The organism is Streptomyces thermovulgaris, from assembly GCF_002155915.1.
In the GTDB taxonomy this organism is placed as follows: Bacteria; Actinomycetota; Actinomycetes; order Streptomycetales; family Streptomycetaceae; genus Streptomyces; species Streptomyces thermovulgaris.
The window spans coordinates 1-16,639 of record NZ_MUME01000081.1; the positions used below are offsets into that span (position 1 = coordinate 1).

15 protein-coding genes are annotated in these 16,639 nt (G+C 71.9%); 3 read left to right on the top strand and 12 right to left on the bottom strand.

All coding sequences use genetic code 11. The features are described 5' to 3' along the window. Window positions 1-79: 79 nt before the first annotated feature. On the bottom strand, window positions 80-808 hold the full coding sequence (locus tag CCN35_RS08925) for a TetR/AcrR family transcriptional regulator (protein ID WP_086792144.1): 729 nt from the start codon (window positions 806-808) through the stop codon (window positions 80-82). A gap of 158 nt (window positions 809-966) precedes the next feature. Here CCN35_RS08925 and CCN35_RS08930 point away from each other — a divergent pair, with 158 nt between their 5' ends. Next, entirely contained in the window at window positions 967-1,425 is a 459-nt protein-coding gene (locus tag CCN35_RS08930) for a nitroreductase family deazaflavin-dependent oxidoreductase (RefSeq protein ID WP_067389390.1), read from the top strand. Here the strand turns inward: CCN35_RS08930 and CCN35_RS08935 are convergent. Next, on the bottom strand, window positions 1,409-2,671 hold the full coding sequence (locus CCN35_RS08935) for a geranylgeranyl reductase family protein (RefSeq protein WP_067389387.1): 1,263 nt from the start codon (window positions 2,669-2,671) through the stop codon (window positions 1,409-1,411). The genes CCN35_RS08930 and CCN35_RS08935 overlap by 17 nt on opposite strands. A 215-nt stretch (window positions 2,672-2,886) precedes the next feature. On the opposite strand from CCN35_RS08935, the gene CCN35_RS08940 reads away from it, so the two are divergent. Continuing rightward, window positions 2,887-4,242 (top strand): dipeptidase, encoded by a 1,356-nt coding sequence (locus tag CCN35_RS08940; protein ID WP_067389385.1) that lies wholly within the window; start codon window positions 2,887-2,889, stop codon window positions 4,240-4,242. Window positions 4,243-4,417: 175 nt separating this feature from the next. Here CCN35_RS08940 and CCN35_RS08945 read toward each other — a convergent pair whose 3' ends face one another. From CCN35_RS08945 to CCN35_RS08975, 7 genes are all read right to left on the bottom strand, one after another. After that, the gene (locus CCN35_RS08945) at window positions 4,418-5,458 is read right to left on the bottom strand and encodes an NUDIX hydrolase (protein WP_067389383.1); all 1,041 of its coding nucleotides are present in this window, start codon (window positions 5,456-5,458) and stop codon (window positions 4,418-4,420) included. Between the two features lie 138 nt (window positions 5,459-5,596). Further along, window positions 5,597-5,791 carry a hypothetical protein gene (locus CCN35_RS08950; protein ID WP_067389380.1) on the bottom strand — a complete coding sequence of 65 codons (195 nt, stop codon included), beginning with the start codon at window positions 5,789-5,791 and terminating at the stop codon, window positions 5,597-5,599. Window positions 5,792-6,112: 321 nt separating this feature from the next. After that, entirely contained in the window at window positions 6,113-7,780 is a 1,668-nt protein-coding gene (locus CCN35_RS08955) for a TROVE domain-containing protein (protein WP_067389377.1), read from the bottom strand. Between the two features lie 456 nt (window positions 7,781-8,236). Then, window positions 8,237-9,163, bottom strand: a complete 927-nt coding sequence (locus CCN35_RS08960) for a carbohydrate ABC transporter permease (protein WP_079129540.1) — start codon at window positions 9,161-9,163, stop codon at window positions 8,237-8,239. Next, entirely contained in the window at window positions 9,160-10,065 is a 906-nt protein-coding gene (locus CCN35_RS08965; protein WP_067389374.1) for a carbohydrate ABC transporter permease, read from the bottom strand. Before CCN35_RS08965 ends, CCN35_RS08960 begins: the two co-directional genes overlap by 4 nt. 19 nt (window positions 10,066-10,084) lie before the next feature. Continuing rightward, window positions 10,085-11,353, bottom strand: coding sequence for an ABC transporter substrate-binding protein (locus CCN35_RS08970; RefSeq protein WP_067389364.1), 1,269 nt, complete (start codon window positions 11,351-11,353; stop codon window positions 10,085-10,087). Window positions 11,354-11,700: 347 nt separating this feature from the next. Further along, entirely contained in the window at window positions 11,701-12,651 is a 951-nt protein-coding gene (locus CCN35_RS08975) for an ROK family protein (protein WP_067389361.1), read from the bottom strand. Between the two features lie 215 nt (window positions 12,652-12,866). On the opposite strand from CCN35_RS08975, the gene CCN35_RS08980 reads away from it, so the two are divergent. Further along, a complete protein-coding gene (locus CCN35_RS08980) occupies window positions 12,867-13,913 on the top strand; it encodes a LacI family DNA-binding transcriptional regulator (protein ID WP_067389358.1) in 1,047 nt (348 codons plus the stop codon). A gap of 195 nt (window positions 13,914-14,108) precedes the next feature. Here CCN35_RS08980 and CCN35_RS08985 read toward each other — a convergent pair whose 3' ends face one another. From CCN35_RS08985 to CCN35_RS08995, 3 genes are all read right to left on the bottom strand, one after another. Next, window positions 14,109-15,071 carry an electron transfer flavoprotein subunit alpha/FixB family protein gene (locus CCN35_RS08985; protein ID WP_067389355.1) on the bottom strand — a complete coding sequence of 321 codons (963 nt, stop codon included), beginning with the start codon at window positions 15,069-15,071 and terminating at the stop codon, window positions 14,109-14,111. Between the two features lie 64 nt (window positions 15,072-15,135). After that, a complete protein-coding gene (locus CCN35_RS08990; RefSeq protein WP_067389353.1) occupies window positions 15,136-15,924 on the bottom strand; it encodes an electron transfer flavoprotein subunit beta/FixA family protein in 789 nt (262 codons plus the stop codon). 218 nt (window positions 15,925-16,142) lie between these two features. Next, window positions 16,143-16,639, bottom strand: a 497-nt coding sequence (locus CCN35_RS08995) for a flavin reductase family protein (RefSeq protein ID WP_086792146.1), incomplete at its 5' end; no start/stop codon positions are given.

Here is a 16,639-nt window from a genome sequence, read left to right on the forward strand (position 1 = left end):
CCCCCCCCCCCCACCGGCACCGGGCCGCCGCGGGGGCCTCGGCCGGCCTTCCGGCCGGAGGACTCCGGTCGGAAGGGCATCACGTCCGTTCCGTGAGAGCTCCGGGCCCTTCGGGGCGTGCCGGCCGCAGGCCCACCCCGTGGGCGAGCCGGACCACCGCGTGCCGGAAGAACGGCTCGCGGTCCTCCACCACCCGGTTGAAGTGACCGAACAGCTCGAATCCGACCAGCCCGAACAGCTGCGCCCAGGCGGCGACGAGCGCGGCTCCCGCCTCGGACGGCAGGCCGGGCGCGAGTTCGGCGGTCATCCGCCCGGCCTCGCCGAGCAGTTCGGGCGGCAGCGGAGGGACGGCCAGCTCGCCCCGCTCGTGGGCGTCGCGGACGATGCCGATGAGGACCAGGCCGACGCGGGCCGCGGCCGGGACGGTCGTCCGCGGCGCGCTGTAGCCGGGCACGGGCGAGCCGTAGATGAGGGCGTACTCGTGCGGATGCGCCAGCGCCCAGGCGCGGACCGCCTCGCACACGGCGGTCCAGCGCACCAGGGGCTCGGCGCCGGCCACCGCCTCGTGCGCGGACTCGGCGGCCTCGCCCAGGGAGTCGTAGGCGTCGGTGATGAGCGCGGTCAGCAGCTCGTCGCGGCTGGGGAAGTACCGGTACAGCGCGGAGGAGACCATGCCGAGCTCACGGGCCACGGCGCGCAGCGAGAGCTTCGCGGCGCCCTCCTTCGCGAGCTGCCGGCGCGCCTCGTCCTTGATCGCCGCGGTGATCTCCGTCCTGGCCCGGGCACGGGCGCCTTTCACAGTGCTCATGGGGGGAAGTGTTCCACGGTTGCGGAGCGGCGCACACGAAGTGGAGCAGCGATCTGAAAAGAGAGCACTGCTCTTGCGACGGTTCACCGATCCGTGCACACTGCTCTCGAACGAGAGCACTGCTCTCTCTCGCGCCGTCACCGAGGAAAGGGGGCGCCATGTCGTCGCCACCGACGCCGTACTACCGCCGGAACAGCTGGTGGACCGCCCGTCTCAACGGCCTCGTCGGCCGCCTCGCCCGGCACGGGATCAGACTCGCCGGCTCCGCCGAGCTGACCGTGCGGGGCCGCGTCAGCGGCCGGCCGCAGCGCATTCCGGTCAACCCGCACACCCACCGGGGCGAGCAGTACCTCGTCTCGGCCCGCGGCCACTCCCAGTGGGTCCGCAACATGCGCGCGGCGGGCGGCGGAGAGCTGCGCGTCGGGCGGAAGGTGCGGAGGTTCACCGCGCAGGAGCTGCCCGATGCCGAGAAGCCGCCGGTCCTGCGGACCTATCTGGAGCGGTGGGGCTGGCAGGCCGGCCGGTACTTCCAGGGCGTCACGGCGAAGTCCTCCGGCGAGGAGATCGCCGCGATCGCCCCGGACCACCCGGTCTTCCGGATCACGGTCGTGGACTGACCGGGTCCTTCGCACCGGAGGCGGCCGGCTGACGGTCCAGCACGGTCAGGGCGCGCTGGGCCATGGGGCGGGTACGGACGATCTCGCCGAGCGAGGTCGCCCCCTGCGTGATCTCCTTGAACGCCCGCCAGGCGGGCCGGAAGCCGGTCAGGGCCGCGTGGAACAGCCCGGGCCGGCGCGCGAACACCGCCAGCATCCGCTTGCCGACGGCCATCTCGACCCCGAGCCCCGACTTGATCGCGAACGCGTAGTTCAGGGCCTGGCGCCGGGTCTCCACCGCGTCGGGCGCCTCGGCGATGCGCACCGCCCACTCCCCCGCGAGCCGCCCGGACCTGAGCGCGTAGGAGATGCCCTCGCGCGTCCACGGCTCCAGAAGCCCCGCCGCGTCCCCGCACACCAGCACCCGCCCGCGCGAGAGCGGCGAGTCGTCGGCCCGGCAGCGCGTCAGATGCCCCGAGGAGATGGACGGTTCGAAGCCGGCCAGGCCCAGCCGGCCGATGAACTCCTCCAAGTACCGCTTGGTGGCGGCACCTTCACCGCGTGCCGAGATCACGCCGACGGTCAGGGTGTCCCCCTTGGGGAACACCCAGCCGTAACTGCCGGGCAGCGGCCCCCAGTCGATGAACACCCGTCCCCGCCAGTCCTCGGCGACGGTCTCCGGCACCGGGATCTCCGCCTCCAGGCCCAGGTCCACCTGGTCCAGCTTCACCCCGACGTGGGCCCCTATGCGGCTGGCGCTGCCGTCCGCGCCGACCACCGCGCGCGCCAGCAGCGTCTCGCCGCCCTGGAGCACCACGGCGACCGTACGCCGGTCCGGCACCGCCGCGCCGTGCTGCTCGACCCGCAGGACGGTGGTGCCCGTGCGCAGCTCGGCGCCGGCCTGCTGCGCGTGCTCGACGAGCCGCTGGTCGAACTCGGGCCGGTTGAGCAGGCCGAACAGCATCTGCTTGGAGCGGCGGGTACGGGTGAAACGGCCGCCCAGCGAGAAGGTCACGGCGTGCACCCGGTCCTTCAGCGGGAGTTCGAACCCGGGCGGCAGCGCGTCGCGCGAGGGACCGATGATCCCTCCGCCGCAGGTCTTGTACCGGGGCAGCTCCGCCTTCTCCAGCAGCAGTACGCGTCGTCCCGCGACCGCCGCCGCGTAGGCGGCCGAGGCGCCCGCGGGTCCCGCGCCCACCACGACGACGTCCCACACCTGCCGCTCGCCGCCCCGCACGTCGCCCGCCGAAGAGTTCCCGCTGCTCACGATGGTCTACCGCTCCCGATCAACCCGGCTGCCGCTGCTGTCTGTCGCATCCTACGGCGGCCTTCGCCGTGGATCGCTGTGGGAGGATCGGCAGCGCACACGCCCCGTGCACCGGGGCGTGCCTGCTCTGACACGATCATCCACAGAACGGAAGCGCTCGGAAGTATCACCCCGGTACTCACGAGTGCGACATCGCACCCACAAGGAGCGTGCCCATGCCGTCGCATCCGGTCGCTGACACCGTCGCCTCCCTGATGCCCGGGGCGCGGACGGAACTCGCCGAGCTGGTGGCCTTCAAGTCGGTGGCGGACTTCGACCAGTACCCGCGGAGCGAGAGCGAGGCGGCCGCGCGCTGGATCGCCGGCGCGCTGCGTGCCGAGGGCTTCACGGACGTGGCCCTGCTCGACACCCCGGACGGCACCCAGTCGGTGTACGGCTTCCTGCCCGGCCCCGAGGGCGCGAAGACGGTCCTGCTCTACGCCCACTACGACGTGCAGCCGCCGCTGGACGAGGCCGGCTGGACCAGCCCGCCCTTCGAGCTGACCGAGCGCGACGGCCGCTGGTACGGACGCGGCGCCGCCGACTGCAAGGGCGGCGTCATCATGCACCTGCTCGCGCTGCGCGCGCTGAAGGCGAACGGCGGCGTGCCGGTGAACGTCAAGGTGATCGTCGAGGGCTCGGAGGAGCAGGGCACCGGCGGTCTGGAGCGCTACGCCGAGGAGCACCCGGAGCTGCTGGAGGCCGACGCCATCGTGATCGGCGACAGCGGCAACTTCCGCCTCGGCCTGCCCACCGCCACCACCGTTCTGCGCGGCATGACCCTGGTCCGCGTCCAGGTCGACACCCTCGAGGGCAACCTGCACTCCGGCCAGTTCGGCGGTGCCGCGCCCGATGCGCTCGCCGCGCTGATCCGCGTCCTGGACTCGCTGCGCGCCGAGGACGGCTCGACGACCGTGGACGGCCTGGACGGCGGCTCCGTGTGGGAGGGCCTGGAGTACGACGAGGAGCAGTTCCGCAAGGACGCCAAGGTGCTCGACGGCGTGGGGCTGATCGGCTCCGGCACGGTCGCCGACCGCCTGTGGGCCCGCCCTGCCGTCACCGTCCTCGGCATCGACTGCCCGCCGGTCGTCGGCGCCACCCCGTCCGTGCAGGCGAGCGCCCGCGCCCTGGTCAGCCTGCGGGTGCCGCCGGGCGTCGACGCGGCCCGGGCGACCGAACTGCTCGAGGCCCATCTGCGGGCGCACACACCGTGGGGCGCCCGGGTGCGCACCGAGCGGATCGGACAGGGGCAGGCCTTCCGCGCCGACACCGCCGGCCCGGCCTACCGGGCGATGGCCGACGCGATGGCGGTCGCCTATCCCGGCCAGGAGATGCAGTACGCCGGCCAGGGCGGTTCCATCCCCCTGTGCAGCACCCTCGCCTCGCTCTACCCGAAGGCCGAGATCCTCCTCATCGGCCTGAGCGAGCCGGAGGCGCGGATCCACGCCGTGGACGAGAGCGTCTCCCCCGAGGAGCTGGAGCGCCTGTCGGTCGCGGAGGCGCTCTTCCTGCGCAACTACGCGGCGGGCTGAGCCCTCCCCGCGCCCGGGCCTCCCCTCCGGCCGCCTCCGGGCTCCCCGGCACCTCTTTCGGCCTCCTCCGGCCCTCCTTCCGGCCTCCTGCGGCTTTCCGGCCTTCCCGGCGGCAGAACGCCCCCGGATCCGGCCGGTGCCGCGGGAGCGGACCGGGGGCGCCGGGTGCCGGGCCTCAGCCGACCGGGACGCCCGCCTCCAGGTACACCGCCGCTCCGCGTTCGCGTGCCCGCAGTGCGCGGCGGAGCCGTTCGTAGCGGACGGGCGGGAGGAGGGAGGCGGCCTCCTGCTCGGTGACGAAGCGGCAGTCGCGCAGTTCGGGGCCGGGCAGGAGCAGGCGCTCGGCCGCCGCGGAGCCCAGGCGGCCGCCGTCGAAGAGGAAGCGCAGACCGCCGAAGCCGGGGGGTGCGGGCGGCTCCCAGTCGACGACGAGCAGGCGGGGCACGTCGTTCAGCCGCACCCCGGTCTCCTCGGCGACCTCCCGCATCCCCGCGCGGGCCGGTGCCTCGCCGGGCTCGACGACACCGCCGGGGAACTCCCAGCCGGGTTTGTAGGTGGGGTCGACGAGCAGTACCCGGTCCTGCTCGTCGAAGAGGAGCACCCCCGAGGCGACCGTCTCGCCGGTGGGCTCCGGGGTCTGCACGATGTCGCAGACGGGCACGGCACCGTTGCTCACGGCCTCGACGATCCGGACGGCCGTCTCGTACGGGGTGAGGGAACTGGTGTCGACGGGGTGGGCGTCGGCGGTGAGCCAGGAGGCGAGGGCGGCGCGGTAGGGCTCGATGTGGTCGTAGGACCACTGCCGTATGCGCGCCTCGCCGTCGGGGAGTCCGGGCGGGATCTCACGGCCGGCTATCCGCTCCCGCAGGATCGTTTCCGCTGGGATGAGGAGGACATGCCGGACGGCGATGCGGCGGGCGGCGAGGCCGCCGAAGATCTCGTCCCGGTACTCCTGCCGCAGCAGCGTCATGGGGACCACGAGGACTCCGCCCAGCTCGGCGAGCATCGCGGCGGCCGTGTCGATCACCAGGCGCCGCCAGATCGGCAGATCCTGGTAGTCGCTGACCTCGGCAAGGTGTTTGGGCGGCAGCAGATGCGTGAGCGCGCCGTCGATGACCTCGGGGTCGAAGAGCGTGCTGTTCGGGATCAGCTCGACCAGTTCCCGTGCGGTGGTGGTCTTGCCCGCACCGAAAGCGCCGTTGATCCAAACGATCACGAGTCCCCCTCTTGTGTTGCCCCCTGTGGCTTGCCCGCTTCACCCTGCCACGGAAACCAGCCCCCCGTGGAGGACCCGCTCACAGAATGGCGCCGGTGCCCCCCTCGAGGGGGGCACCGGCGCCGCTCCCGGCCGGCCTCAGCGGCGGGGCCGCGGGGCCTTGTCGGTCATGGGGAGGCCGTCCTGTCCGAGGATCTGGCCGACGGTGCCCACGGCGTCCTTCACCGCCGGATCGCCGGTCCGGCCGTGCTCGGCGGCGTGCGACGGGGTGACGGCGGCCACGACGAATCCGGTGGCCAGGGAGGCGAGGGCGAGCATGCTGCGCTTCTTCATGCCCTTTCAACTGCCGTGACCGTCCAAAGGTCACGGCACGAACCGCAGCGGGGTCCTGCGTCCGGGGTGCACCGGGTCCGCGGGACCGGCGCACTGTGGGCAGAAGTCCCCGGTCACCCCTTCGTCGCCCCGGAGCCGGCCCCGCGACGAAGTGCCGCTGCAAAAGCAGGAGGGCCAGGACCGCCGGAAGGGCCACCCGGACCGAACCGGCCGCCGGCAGGTTGCAGCCGGTGAAGAACCGGCCGCGCGGACCGTGTGCCGCGAAAGGCCCGCCGCGACAGGGGACCTGCGCGGCGGGCCCGCCGGCAGTGCGGCACGGGGTCAGGCGGCGGGGGCCTCCTCCCACGGCCAGCGCGCATCCCGCCCGGCCTCCAGCAGCGGGATCATCCGGAAAGCCTGGTCGGTGAGCCCGCCGAACGTGTGCCGCCACCCGCTCCCCGAGGGGGCGTGCCCGGCCTGGTAGCCCGCGAGGTTCCAGGTGTACATCGGCACCGTCTCCGGTACGGACCGGGTCACCTCCTGGTGGTCGTGTCCGGTCTGCTCGTCGGTGACGACGACGACCCGGTCGTGGCCGCGGAACTCCTTGCGCAGCGCGAGCGCGGTGTCGGTGCCGCCGCCCAGGAACCAGCCCCCGTCCCTCCACCGGCCGACCGCGCGCAGCAGGGACTCGCCGCGCCGCAGCGGGAACGCCTTCGTGTTCGCGCCGGGGGCGTCGTTCCAGTGGAAGCGGGCGGACGAGAAGGAGACGACGTCCGCGTTCGCGCAGCGCTGCCCCAGCGCGATCCCGAACAGGGCCGCGGCGTCCCACCGCATCAGCGTCCCGTCCCGGGAGAACCTCTCCTCCATCGAGGAGGACGTGTCGACGAGGACCAGCGTCCGCCCCGGCAGGACGGGGATGTTGGCGAGGGAGGTGTCGAGCGCCTTCTCCAGGGCGTGGCCCCAGCGCAGCGACGGCGCCGCCCGGTACGCGGAGTAGAACCGCATCGGCAGCTGACGGGACCGGGCGACCTGCTCCGGGTCCGCAAGGCGGCGGGCCACCGTCTCGGCGACCTCGTCGCACACGCCGGCCTCGTCGAAGTTCCGCAGGTTCCGCAGCAGCGCCATGTAGCCCATCGACGGGATGACGGCCTCCCACGCCGCGGCGTCCATCGGCCCCTGCAGCCAGCCCGCGAGGGCCTCCCAGGTCATGCCGGCGCGCTGCAGGAAGTCGGCGGCGTCCGGGCGCTTCAGCAGGGCGCGCCGCTTCTCCACCGGCCACTTGGCGATCTCGTCACGGGTGCGGAGCAGCCGCAGGGACTCGGGAATGGGCTTGTCGCGGTGGTGGCGGCGGTCGATGGCGTGCTCGAACAGGTCGCCCTGCCACGGCGCGGCCGGGGCCGGGTGGACGAGTTCGATGACGTCGCCGAAGCGGAAACCCTTGGAGCCGGTGTCGTACTTCAGCAGGGACCGCTCGGTGTACAGCCGGCCGAGGGCGTCCTCGATGCCGCGCTTGACGGGCTTGGGGATGCGGCGGCCGTGCTTCGACGTCCAGTAGGCGAGGAGTTCGCCGGGCTCGTCGGCGCGCTGGAGCACGGAGCCGATGACGCGGCGGTTCCAGCCTCCGCCCGCGGCGTTCTCCGTCCGCGTGCCGGGGGCGAGGTCTCCCGTCTTCGCGGCGTCCAGGCGGCCCTTGACGAACTCGGCGGCCCCGACGAGGGACGCGGTGCGCATGTGGGCGTCGCCGCGGAGCCAGTGGAGCAGGCCGGCGCACCATGCCGGGTCGGTGACGGCGAGCGTGCGCACGAGCTGCGTGTACCGGTCGTCGCGGTCGCCGCCCTTCTCGTAGAAGGTGTCGGTGCCGACGAGGTTGGAGACGGCGAGCAGGAACAGTTCGGACTTGGTGTCGCGGAGGTGGCCGGTGCCGCCTTCGTGGGTGCGGGTCGTCTCCCCGGTCGACGTCACGGGCGAGGAGACGGACGGGCGGGTGCCGCGGGTGTTGAATCTGGTCATGGAAAACCCCTCGCTGTGGAGGGGAGACCCAGCAGGGGGTGCCCGAGATCGAGTCGGTGACGGGAACGTGGAGCTCTGCCGGTTGAGCTACGGAGGCCTGGGCCCCCGGCGGGAGTCGAACCCGCAACCACCCCGTTTACCGTGGAAGTAACCGTCGCCTGCGCACCGGGCACCCCCGATGCTGTGCCTCCCGAGATCAGGACGGCTGCGGCGCGCTCACCGGAAGAAGTAGCCGCGGCCTGCGCACCGGGAGGTGCATGAGGTTGTGCGATCACCATACCCGTGGCAGCTGACACCCCGTCCACTGAATTAAAGGCCCTGTGGATCAAGGGTCCTGCCACCGAACGCCACGGCGCCCGCCGCGGCCAGAGGAGCACACGGCCGGGCCGGCGGCGCCGGTTGCCGCCGGGTGGTGCACCGGCCGAGGGCCGGTGCCCGCACCTGTGCCGGTCGCGGTCATCCCTTCGTCGACCCCAGGGTCAGCCCCGCGACGAAGTGCCGCTGCAGGAGCAGGAAGACCAGGACCGTCGGAAGGGCCACCAGGACCGAACCGGCCGCCAGCAGGTTGTAGTCCGTGAAGAACTGGCCGCGCAGATTGTTCAGGGAGGAGGTGATCGGGAGCTTGTCGGGGTCGGAGATGAAGATCAGGGCCCAGAGGAAGTCGTTGTAGATCCAGGTGAACTCCAAGGTGGCCAGGGCCGCGAGGGCCGGACGGCACAGCGGCAGGGTGACACGCCAGAACTGCGTCCACACACCGGCGCCGTCGACGACCGCCGCCTCCAGGATCTCCTGGGGCAGCGTGCGCATGAAGTTGGCCAGGACGAAGACGCAGAAGCCCAGCTGGAAGCCGATGTTGACGACGATGACGGCCCAGTGGGAGTCGTACATCGTCAGCGAGTCGGACATCCACCACGGCAGGGGAATGCTGTTGAACAGCACGTACAGGGGGGTGGCGATCACCTGCTGCGGCAGCAGATTGCCCGCCGTGAAGAACACCAGCAGGAGCAGACCGCCGCGCAGCCGCAGACGCGAGACCGCGAACGCCACGAACGCCGCCAGGAACAGGGTGACGATCACCGCGGGCACCGTGATGATCAGCGTGTTGACGAAGTACTTGCCCATGCCGGACTCGGTGAAGGCCCGGCGGTAGTACTCGAAGGACAGCTCCCTGGGCCAGGAGAAGTACCCGTACCGGGCCGTCTCCTGATAGGGGCGCAGCGAGGCGTAGACGGCGAGCAGCAGCGGGGCGAGGAACGCCAGCGAGACCGCCGTGAGGAAGATCTGCGCGCCCCAGCGGCCGCGGCGCCGGCGGGGCCGCGGCGGCTGAAGGGGGGCGGGCGCCGGAGGGCGCACGGGCACGGGGGTGCGGATGTCGGTCGTCATGTCTCGCGGGCACCTCGCAGCTCTTGGACCAGGAACGTCACGATGGATCCCAGGGACACGACGAGCAGGACCACGGCGATGGCGGAGCCGAAGCCGATGCGGCCGGCCTCGCCGATGATGTTGTCGGTGATGAGCACCGACAGCAGCTCCAGTCCGTTGCGGCCCTTGTTGACCGCGTAGACGATGTCGAAGGCGCGCAGGGCCTCGATGACCGTGATGACGCCGACGATGACGTTCACCGGGCGCAGCGTCGGCAGGACCACGCGGAAGAACGTCTGGCGCTCGCCCGCGCCGTCGATCGCCGCCGCCTCCTTCAGGGCCGGGTCGACGGACTTGAGGCCGGCCAGGTACAGGATCATCACGTAGCCGACGTGCCGCCAGCTCGCGGCGATCATCATCATCCAGATGTTGAGGCGGGAGTCGCCGAGCCAGTCGACCGGGTCGTCGCGGTTGCCGAGGAGGGTGTTGAGCGCGCCCTGGTCGGTGCCCAGCACCAGCTGGGCGATGAAGCCGACCACGGCCAGCGAGAGCACCACCGGCATGTAGAACACGGACTGGTAGAAGCGGCTGAAGCGGATGCCCCGGTCGATGAGGACGGCCAGGAACAGTCCGAACGGGGTCGCGATCAGGCCCAGGAAGAGCAGCCACAGGACGTTGTTGCGGACCGCCGGCCAGAACGGCGGGTAGTTGTCCACGAGGTTCCCGTAGTTGTCCCCGCCGACCCAGTGGATGTCCCCGATGCCGTCCCAGGCGGTGAAGGACAGGCCGATGGAGGCCAGTGCCGGGCCCCAGACGACGGTGATGTCGAGCAGGACCGGAATGCCGAGGAGCACGCCCAGGACGACGAGGTCGCGTCGGGTGAACCGTCGCCGTCCGGCACGCCGCGGAAAGGTGAGCGCCACGGAAGGTCTCCCCCGGTGATCAGCCGACGGGCTGGGAGAAGATGGTCTTCTTCTGCCGTTCGATGCGGTTGCACAGCCCGTCCACGTCCTTCGGGTCCCGGATGAAGTCCTGGAGCGCCTGGATCATCACGGTCGAGGCGAAGTCGGGACGGGTGTCGCGGTCCAGGAACTGCGAGATCTGCTTGGCGCCGGCGACGAGTTCGACGGACTTCTTCTGCAGGGCGCTGTACCCGGAGGTGTCGGCACCGGAGTTGACGGCCACATTGCCGGGGTCGTGCCGCAGGTAGATGTCCTCGGCCTCCGGTGTGCCGAGCCACTTGAGCAGCTCCTTGGCGCCGTCGATGTTCTTGGCCTTCCCCGCGGCCAGGAAGCCGTCGACGGGCGCCTCGACCGCGTCCTGGCCGTGGCTCGGGTCGATCTCGGGGAAGGCGAAGAAGTCGATGTCGTCGCGCTCGTCGTCCGGGAACTGGGTGCCGGGGTGCTGCATGCCCAGGACGACCATGCCCGTCCTGCGCTGCTGCAGGCTCTGCCCGGCCTCCTCCCAGGTCCGGCCCAGGGCGCCCTTCTGGTAGTACGGCATCAGCTCGCGCCAGGTGTCGAAGACCTTCTTCACCCGGTTGTCGTTCCAGGCCTCCTCGCCCGCCATCAGGGCCTTGTGGAAGTCGTAGCCGTTGAGACGCAGGTTGATGTAGTCGAAGGTGCCCATGGCGGGCCAGCCGTCCTTGTCGCAGAAGGCGACCGGGGTGCCGTCCTTGTGCATCCGCTTGGCCAGCGCGATGAACTGGTCCCAGGTCCTGGGCTGCTGATAGCCCCTCTGCTGGAACAGGCTCCTGCGGTGGAAGACCGCCCACGGGTAGTAGTAGTACGGCACGAAGTACTGCTTGCCGTCGTACGACGACTGCTCCTTGATGGCGTCGGAGAACCCGGAGAAGGACGCCCACACGTCGCTGATCTCGGTCAGCAGCCCCTTCTGGGCGAAGTACTGCATGCGGTATCCCGCGAACCACATGAAGACGTCGTCGGGCGTGCCCTGCAGATAGCGGTTGATGTTCTCCTGGAAGTCGTTGTGGTCCTTGGTGTTGACCTTCACCTGCTTGCCGGTCTGCTTCCGGTAGGCCTCGAAGGCCGCCGCGTACGCCTTCCTCGGGACGGCGTCGGAGGCGTTCGACCCGACGGTGACCTGGTTCCTGTTCCCGCCGGGCCCATGGCCGCAGGCGGACAGCAGGGCGGGGAGCGTGACCATGCAGGCTCCGGCGGCCGCACCCCGTAAGAGACTGCGCCGGGACATCGGATGTCCTGCTGTTCTCCCCGGCAGGACGGGCCGTGCGGACGATGACTGCGCCATGTCCCTCTCCTCGGGGTGCCATCAAACACAAACGAACGCGGGAGTTGGATCCCACCGCCTTTTCGCCCGGTCGTCAAGGGGTTTGACGAGATATCGAACAACTGTTATCCACTTCTTCCAACAGAGTCCGACACCTCTCACCGTAAACACACAGCGACAAAACGGACATGATCTTCTTCTGTCGCTACTTCTCCCTCTCTCTCCTCGCTCAGTGGTCGGGGCTTTGGCGGCAAGGACCGCCGGCCGCTGCCGCCCTTGCCGCCGCCCCGGTGTCCGCGGCCGCGGTCTCCTCAGACCCCCGCCGTCGCGTCCATCCGCGCCTTGAGGACGGCCGCCGCCGCCCCCACCAGGCCGGCGTCCGTGCCCGTCAGGGCCGGAACCACCGTCAGGCGCCGGACGAAGGAGAGCGTGGCGTAGTCGGCCAGGGCCTTGCGGAGGGGGGAGAAGAGAACGTCGCCCGCCTTGCCCACCCCTCCGCCGATCACCGCGATGTCGATCTCGACCAGGGTCGCGGTGGCGGCGATGCCCGCCGCCAGGGCACGGGCCGCACGTTCGAAGGAGGCCAGGGCGACCGGGTCGCCGGCCCGGGCGGCGGCGGCCACCGCGGCGGCCGAGGTGTCGCCGTCGGGGCCCGGCCGCCAGCCGTCCGCCAGCGCACGGCGGGCGATGTTCGGGCCGCTCGCGATGCGCTCCACGCAGCCGCGCGAGCCGCACGGGCACGGGTCGCCCTCGAGGTCCACGCTGATGTGGCCGATGTGACCGGCGTTGCCGGTCGGGCCGGGGTGCAGGTGCCCGCCCAGGATCAGACCGCCGCCCACACCGGTGGAGACCACCATGCACAGCGCGTTGTCGTGGCCGCGGGCGGCGCCCTGCCAGTGCTCGGCCGCCGCGATGGCCACACCGTCGCCGATCAGCCGCACGGGCAGACCGCCGACGACGGCACGGGCCCGCTCGACCAGCGGATAGCCGCGCCAGCCGGGCACGTTCACGGGACTGACGGTGCCCGTGGAGGCGTCCACCGGGCCCGCGCTGCCGATGCCCAGGGCCGTGACCCGCCCCCACAGCGGCGACGCCATCAGGTCGCCGAGCACCTCCTCCACGGCGCGCATGACGGTGTCGCCGTCCTTCCGCGCGGGTGTCGCGCGCTGGGCGCGCACCAGGATGCTGCCGTGACCGTCCACCAGCGCTCCGGCGATCTTGGTGCCGCCGATGTCCAGCGCAGCCACGAGGTCGGTGTGCATCAGAGTCGAATCTCCCCGTCAACATGAAGAAAGCCAAGAGAGGGCGCAGCCCGGTCTCGCGGTGGGGGACGCCGGCCGGAGTGTGCGCGGAACAGTTTCTCGCGCCTATGACAACGTTGTCCAGGTTCTATGCTCGACGATGCCACATCCTCGTACGGCTGCATGCCCCGGGGACCACCACGCCCTTCGTGGACGACAGGACAGGACGCCGCATCGTGCCAGAGACCACTCGCCGAGCCGACCGCCCCGCCCCCCGCTACGGCAGCCGCCCGACGATGAAGGACGTGGCGGCACGCGCCGGAGTCGGTCTGAAGACCGTCTCCCGGGTGGTCAACGGCGAGCCCGGCGTCACCCCGGAGACCGAGCGGCGCGTCCAGGAGGCCATCGAGGCCCTCGGCTTCCGGCGCAACGACAGCGCGCGGGTGCTGCGCAAGGGCCGTACGTCGAGCATCGGGCTGATCCTGGAGGACCTCGCCGACCCGTTCTACGGCCCGCTCAGCCGCGCGGTGGAGGAGGTCGCCCGCGCACACGGCGCCCTGCTCATCAACGGCTCCAGCGCGGAGGACCCGGAGCGCGAGCAGGAGCTGGCGCTGGCGCTGTGCGCCCGGCGGGTGGACGGGCTGGTCGTCATCCCGGCCGGCGACGACCACCGGTATCTGGAGCCGGAGATCAAGGCGGGCGTCGCCACCGTGTTCGTGGACCGCCCGGCCGGGCGCATCACCGCCGACGTGGTGCTGTCGGACAACTTCGGCGGCGCCCGCGACGGTGTCGCCCATCTGATCGCCCACGGCCACCGCCGGATCGGGTTCATCGGCGACATGCCGCGCATCCACACGGCCGCCGAGCGCCTGCGCGGCTACCGGGCGGCGATGGAGGACGCGGGGATAGCGGTCGAGGACTCCTGGATGTCCCTGGGCGCCACCGACCCCGAGCGGGTGCGCCGGGCCGCCGAGGCGATGCTGACCGGCCCCGCCCCGGTCACCGCGATCTTCTCGGCCAACAACCGGGTGACCGTCACCGTGCTGCGGGTCCTGGCCGAGCAGCCGCGCCGGGTCGCCCTCGTGGGCTTCGACGACATCGAGCTGGCCGATCTGCTCCGGCCGGGCATCACCGTCGTCGCCCAGGACGCCGCCGCCCTCGGCCGCACGGCCGCCGAACGCCTCTTCCGCCAGCTGGACGGCTCCCTCGTCGCCCCGGAGCGCATCGAGCTGCCGACCCGGCTGATCACCCGGGGCTCGGGCGAGCTGCCGCCGGAGGAGTGACCGCCGCGCGGCGGAGGCGGTGCGTTTCCGCCGGGCGGCGCCTCCTCGCCGCCCGGCTCCGGCCCGGGTCCACCGCCCGGGCCCACCGCGTGGGCTCACCGCCCGGGTGCGCCGTCCGGGCCGTCCGTCCCCCCGAAGCAGTCCGAGGCCCCCGTGCCGCTCGGGGTCACGGGGGCCTCGGCCGTTGCCGGAAGGTCAGCCCTTGCGCGCCTTGATCTCCTCGGTGAGCTGCGGGACGACCTCGAACAGGTCACCGACCACGCCGTAGTCGACCAGGTCGAAGATCGGGGCCTCGGGGTCCTTGTTGATGGCCACGATGGTCTTCGAGGTCTGCATGCCGGCGCGGTGCTGGATCGCGCCGGAGATGCCGGCGGCGATGTACAGCTGCGGCGAGACGGTCTTGCCGGTCTGGCCGACCTGCTGGGTGTGCGGGTACCAGCCGGCGTCCACCGCGGCCCGCGAGGCGCCCACGGCCGCGCCGAGGGAGTCGGCCAGCGACTCGATCAGCGCGAAGTTCTCCGCGCCGCCCACGCCGCGGCCGCCGGAGACCACGATCGCGGCCTCGGTCAGCTCCGGGCGGCCCGTCGACTCACGCGGCGTACGGCTGGTGATCTTCGTGCCGGTGGCCTGCTCGGAGAACGTGACGTTCAGCGCCTCGACCGCACCGGCGGCCGGGGCCTGCTCCACGGCCGCGCTGTTGGGCTTGACGGTGATGACCGGGACGCCCTTGGTGACCCGGGAGGTGGTGGTGTAGGACGCGGCGAACACCGACTGGGTGGCCACCGGGCCCTCGTCGGACGCCTGCAGGTCGACGGCGTCGGTGATGATGCCGGAGCCGATGCGCAGCGCCAGGCGGGCGGCGATCTCCTTGCCCTCCGCGGAGGAGGAGACCAGCACCGCCGCCGGGGAGACCTGCTCGACCGCGGCCTGCAGGGCGTCCACCTTCGGCACCACCAGGTACTCGGCGTACTCGGCGGCGTCATGGGTGAGGATCTTGACCGCGCCGTGCTCGGCGAGCGTGCCGGCGGTGTCGGCGGCCCCCTCGCCGAGGGCGACGGCGACCGGGTCGCCGATGCGGCGGGCCAGGGTCAGCAGCTCCAGGGCGGGCTTGCGGACGACGCCGCCGACGTGGTCGACGTAGACGAGGACTTCAGCCATGGGACTTCTTCTCTCCTGCGTGCGAAGGTGTGCGGGGCGGGAAGCGAGCTCGAACCGCTGCGGCTCAGATGAACTTCTGGCTCGCGAGGAACTCGGCGAGCTGCTTGCCGCCCTCGCCCTCGTCCTTGACGATCGTGCCCGCGGTGCGGGCCGGACGCTCCGCGGCGCTCTCGACCTTGGTGTAGGCGTTCTCCAGGCCGACCTCGTCCGCCTCGATGTCCAGGTCGGACAGGTCCCAGGAGGTGACCGGCTTCTTCTTGGCCGCCATGATGCCCTTGAAGGACGGGTAGCGGGCCTCGCCCGACTGGTCGGTCACCGACACCACCGCCGGCAGCGAGGCCTGAAGCTGCTCGGAGGCGGTGTCCCCGTCGCGGCGGCCCTTGACGACGCCGTCCTCGACCGACACCTCGGACAGCAGCGTCACCTGCGGCACGCCCAGACGCTCGGCCAGCAGGGCCGGCACCACGCCCATGGAGCCGTCGGTGGAGGCCATGCCGGAGATCACCAGGTCGTAGCCGGCCTTCTCGATCGCCTTGGCCAGCACCAGCGAGGTGCCGATGGCGTCGGTGCCGTGCAGGTCCTCGTCCTCGACGTGGATGGCCTTGTCCGCACCCATGGACAGCGCCTTGCGCAGCGCGTCCTTGGCGTCCTCCGGGCCCACCGTCAGCACCGTGACCTCGACGTCGTCGTCGGAGTTCTCGGCGATCCGCAGGGCCTGCTCGACCGCGTACTCGTCCAGCTCGGAGAGCAGACCGTCCACGTCGTCCCGGTCGACGGTCAGGTCATCGGCGAAGTGCCGGTCGCCAGTGGCGTCGGGCACGTACTTCACAGTGACAACGATCCTCAAGCTCACGCCGGCTCTCCTACTGCATCGTCATTTCGGCTGCCTTCCTGCAGGCAGCATAGGCGCCTGAAGCGGCCGATCACGGGCGGGGGCGACCGCACGCTCCGGGCCGCATATTACTCGTCAGTACACTCAGTCCGTGCCCGCTAAGCAAGCGCTTTGAACTGTGACCTTCGCAACGCAGCGTAATCGGAATCCGACGAGTCCGCAGGAGAGCGGGGCCGTGATCAATCACGCAGTGCGGTGAAGCGCCCCTGGTGGTACAGAAGCGGACGCCCGGCGCCCGTGGGGTCGCCGTGCACGACCTCGGCCACCACGATGTGGTGGTCCCCGGCGGGCACCCGCGCCACGACACGGCACACCAGCCAGGCGAGCACGCCGTCCAGGACGGGTATTCCCTCGGGGCCCTCGTGCCAGGAGGTCGGCGCGGCGAAGCGGTCGGCTCCGCGGCGCGCGAAGACGGCGGCCAGCTCCTCCTGGTGCTCGCCGAGTACGTGGACGCCGACGTGACCGGTCCTGGCGATCACCGGCCAGCTGGATCCGCCGGTGGCGATGTTGAAGGAGAGCAGCGGGGGCTCGGCGGAGACGGAGGCGAGGGAGGTGGCGGTGAAGCCGACCGGACCGGCCTCGCCACGGGCGGTGATCACCGCGACCCCCGCCGCGTGCCGCCGGAAGACGGAGCGCAGCAGATCGGCGGAGGCGGGCCGGGGAGCGGTGGGGTCGG

Coding starts and splice junctions, on each gene's coding strand:
- CCN35_RS08950 (WP_067389380.1), bottom strand. CDS start 5,791: ATGAAGAAGCGCAGCATGCTCGCCCTCGCCTCCCTGGCCACCGGATTC.
- CCN35_RS08940 (WP_067389385.1), top strand. CDS start 2,887: ATGCCGTCGCATCCGGTCGCTGACACCGTCGCCTCCCTGATGCCCGGG.
- CCN35_RS08975 (WP_067389361.1), bottom strand. CDS start 12,651: ATGCACACCGACCTCGTGGCTGCGCTGGACATCGGCGGCACCAAGATC.
- CCN35_RS08930 (WP_067389390.1), top strand. CDS start 967: ATGTCGTCGCCACCGACGCCGTACTACCGCCGGAACAGCTGGTGGACC.
- CCN35_RS08985 (WP_067389355.1), bottom strand. CDS start 15,071: ATGGCTGAAGTCCTCGTCTACGTCGACCACGTCGGCGGCGTCGTCCGC.
- CCN35_RS08925 (WP_086792144.1), bottom strand. CDS start 808: ATGAGCACTGTGAAAGGCGCCCGTGCCCGGGCCAGGACGGAGATCACC.
- CCN35_RS08960 (WP_079129540.1), bottom strand. CDS start 9,163: ATGACGACCGACATCCGCACCCCCGTGCCCGTGCGCCCTCCGGCGCCC.
- CCN35_RS08970 (WP_067389364.1), bottom strand. CDS start 11,353: ATGTCCCGGCGCAGTCTCTTACGGGGTGCGGCCGCCGGAGCCTGCATG.
- CCN35_RS08955 (WP_067389377.1), bottom strand. CDS start 7,780: ATGACCAGATTCAACACCCGCGGCACCCGCCCGTCCGTCTCCTCGCCC.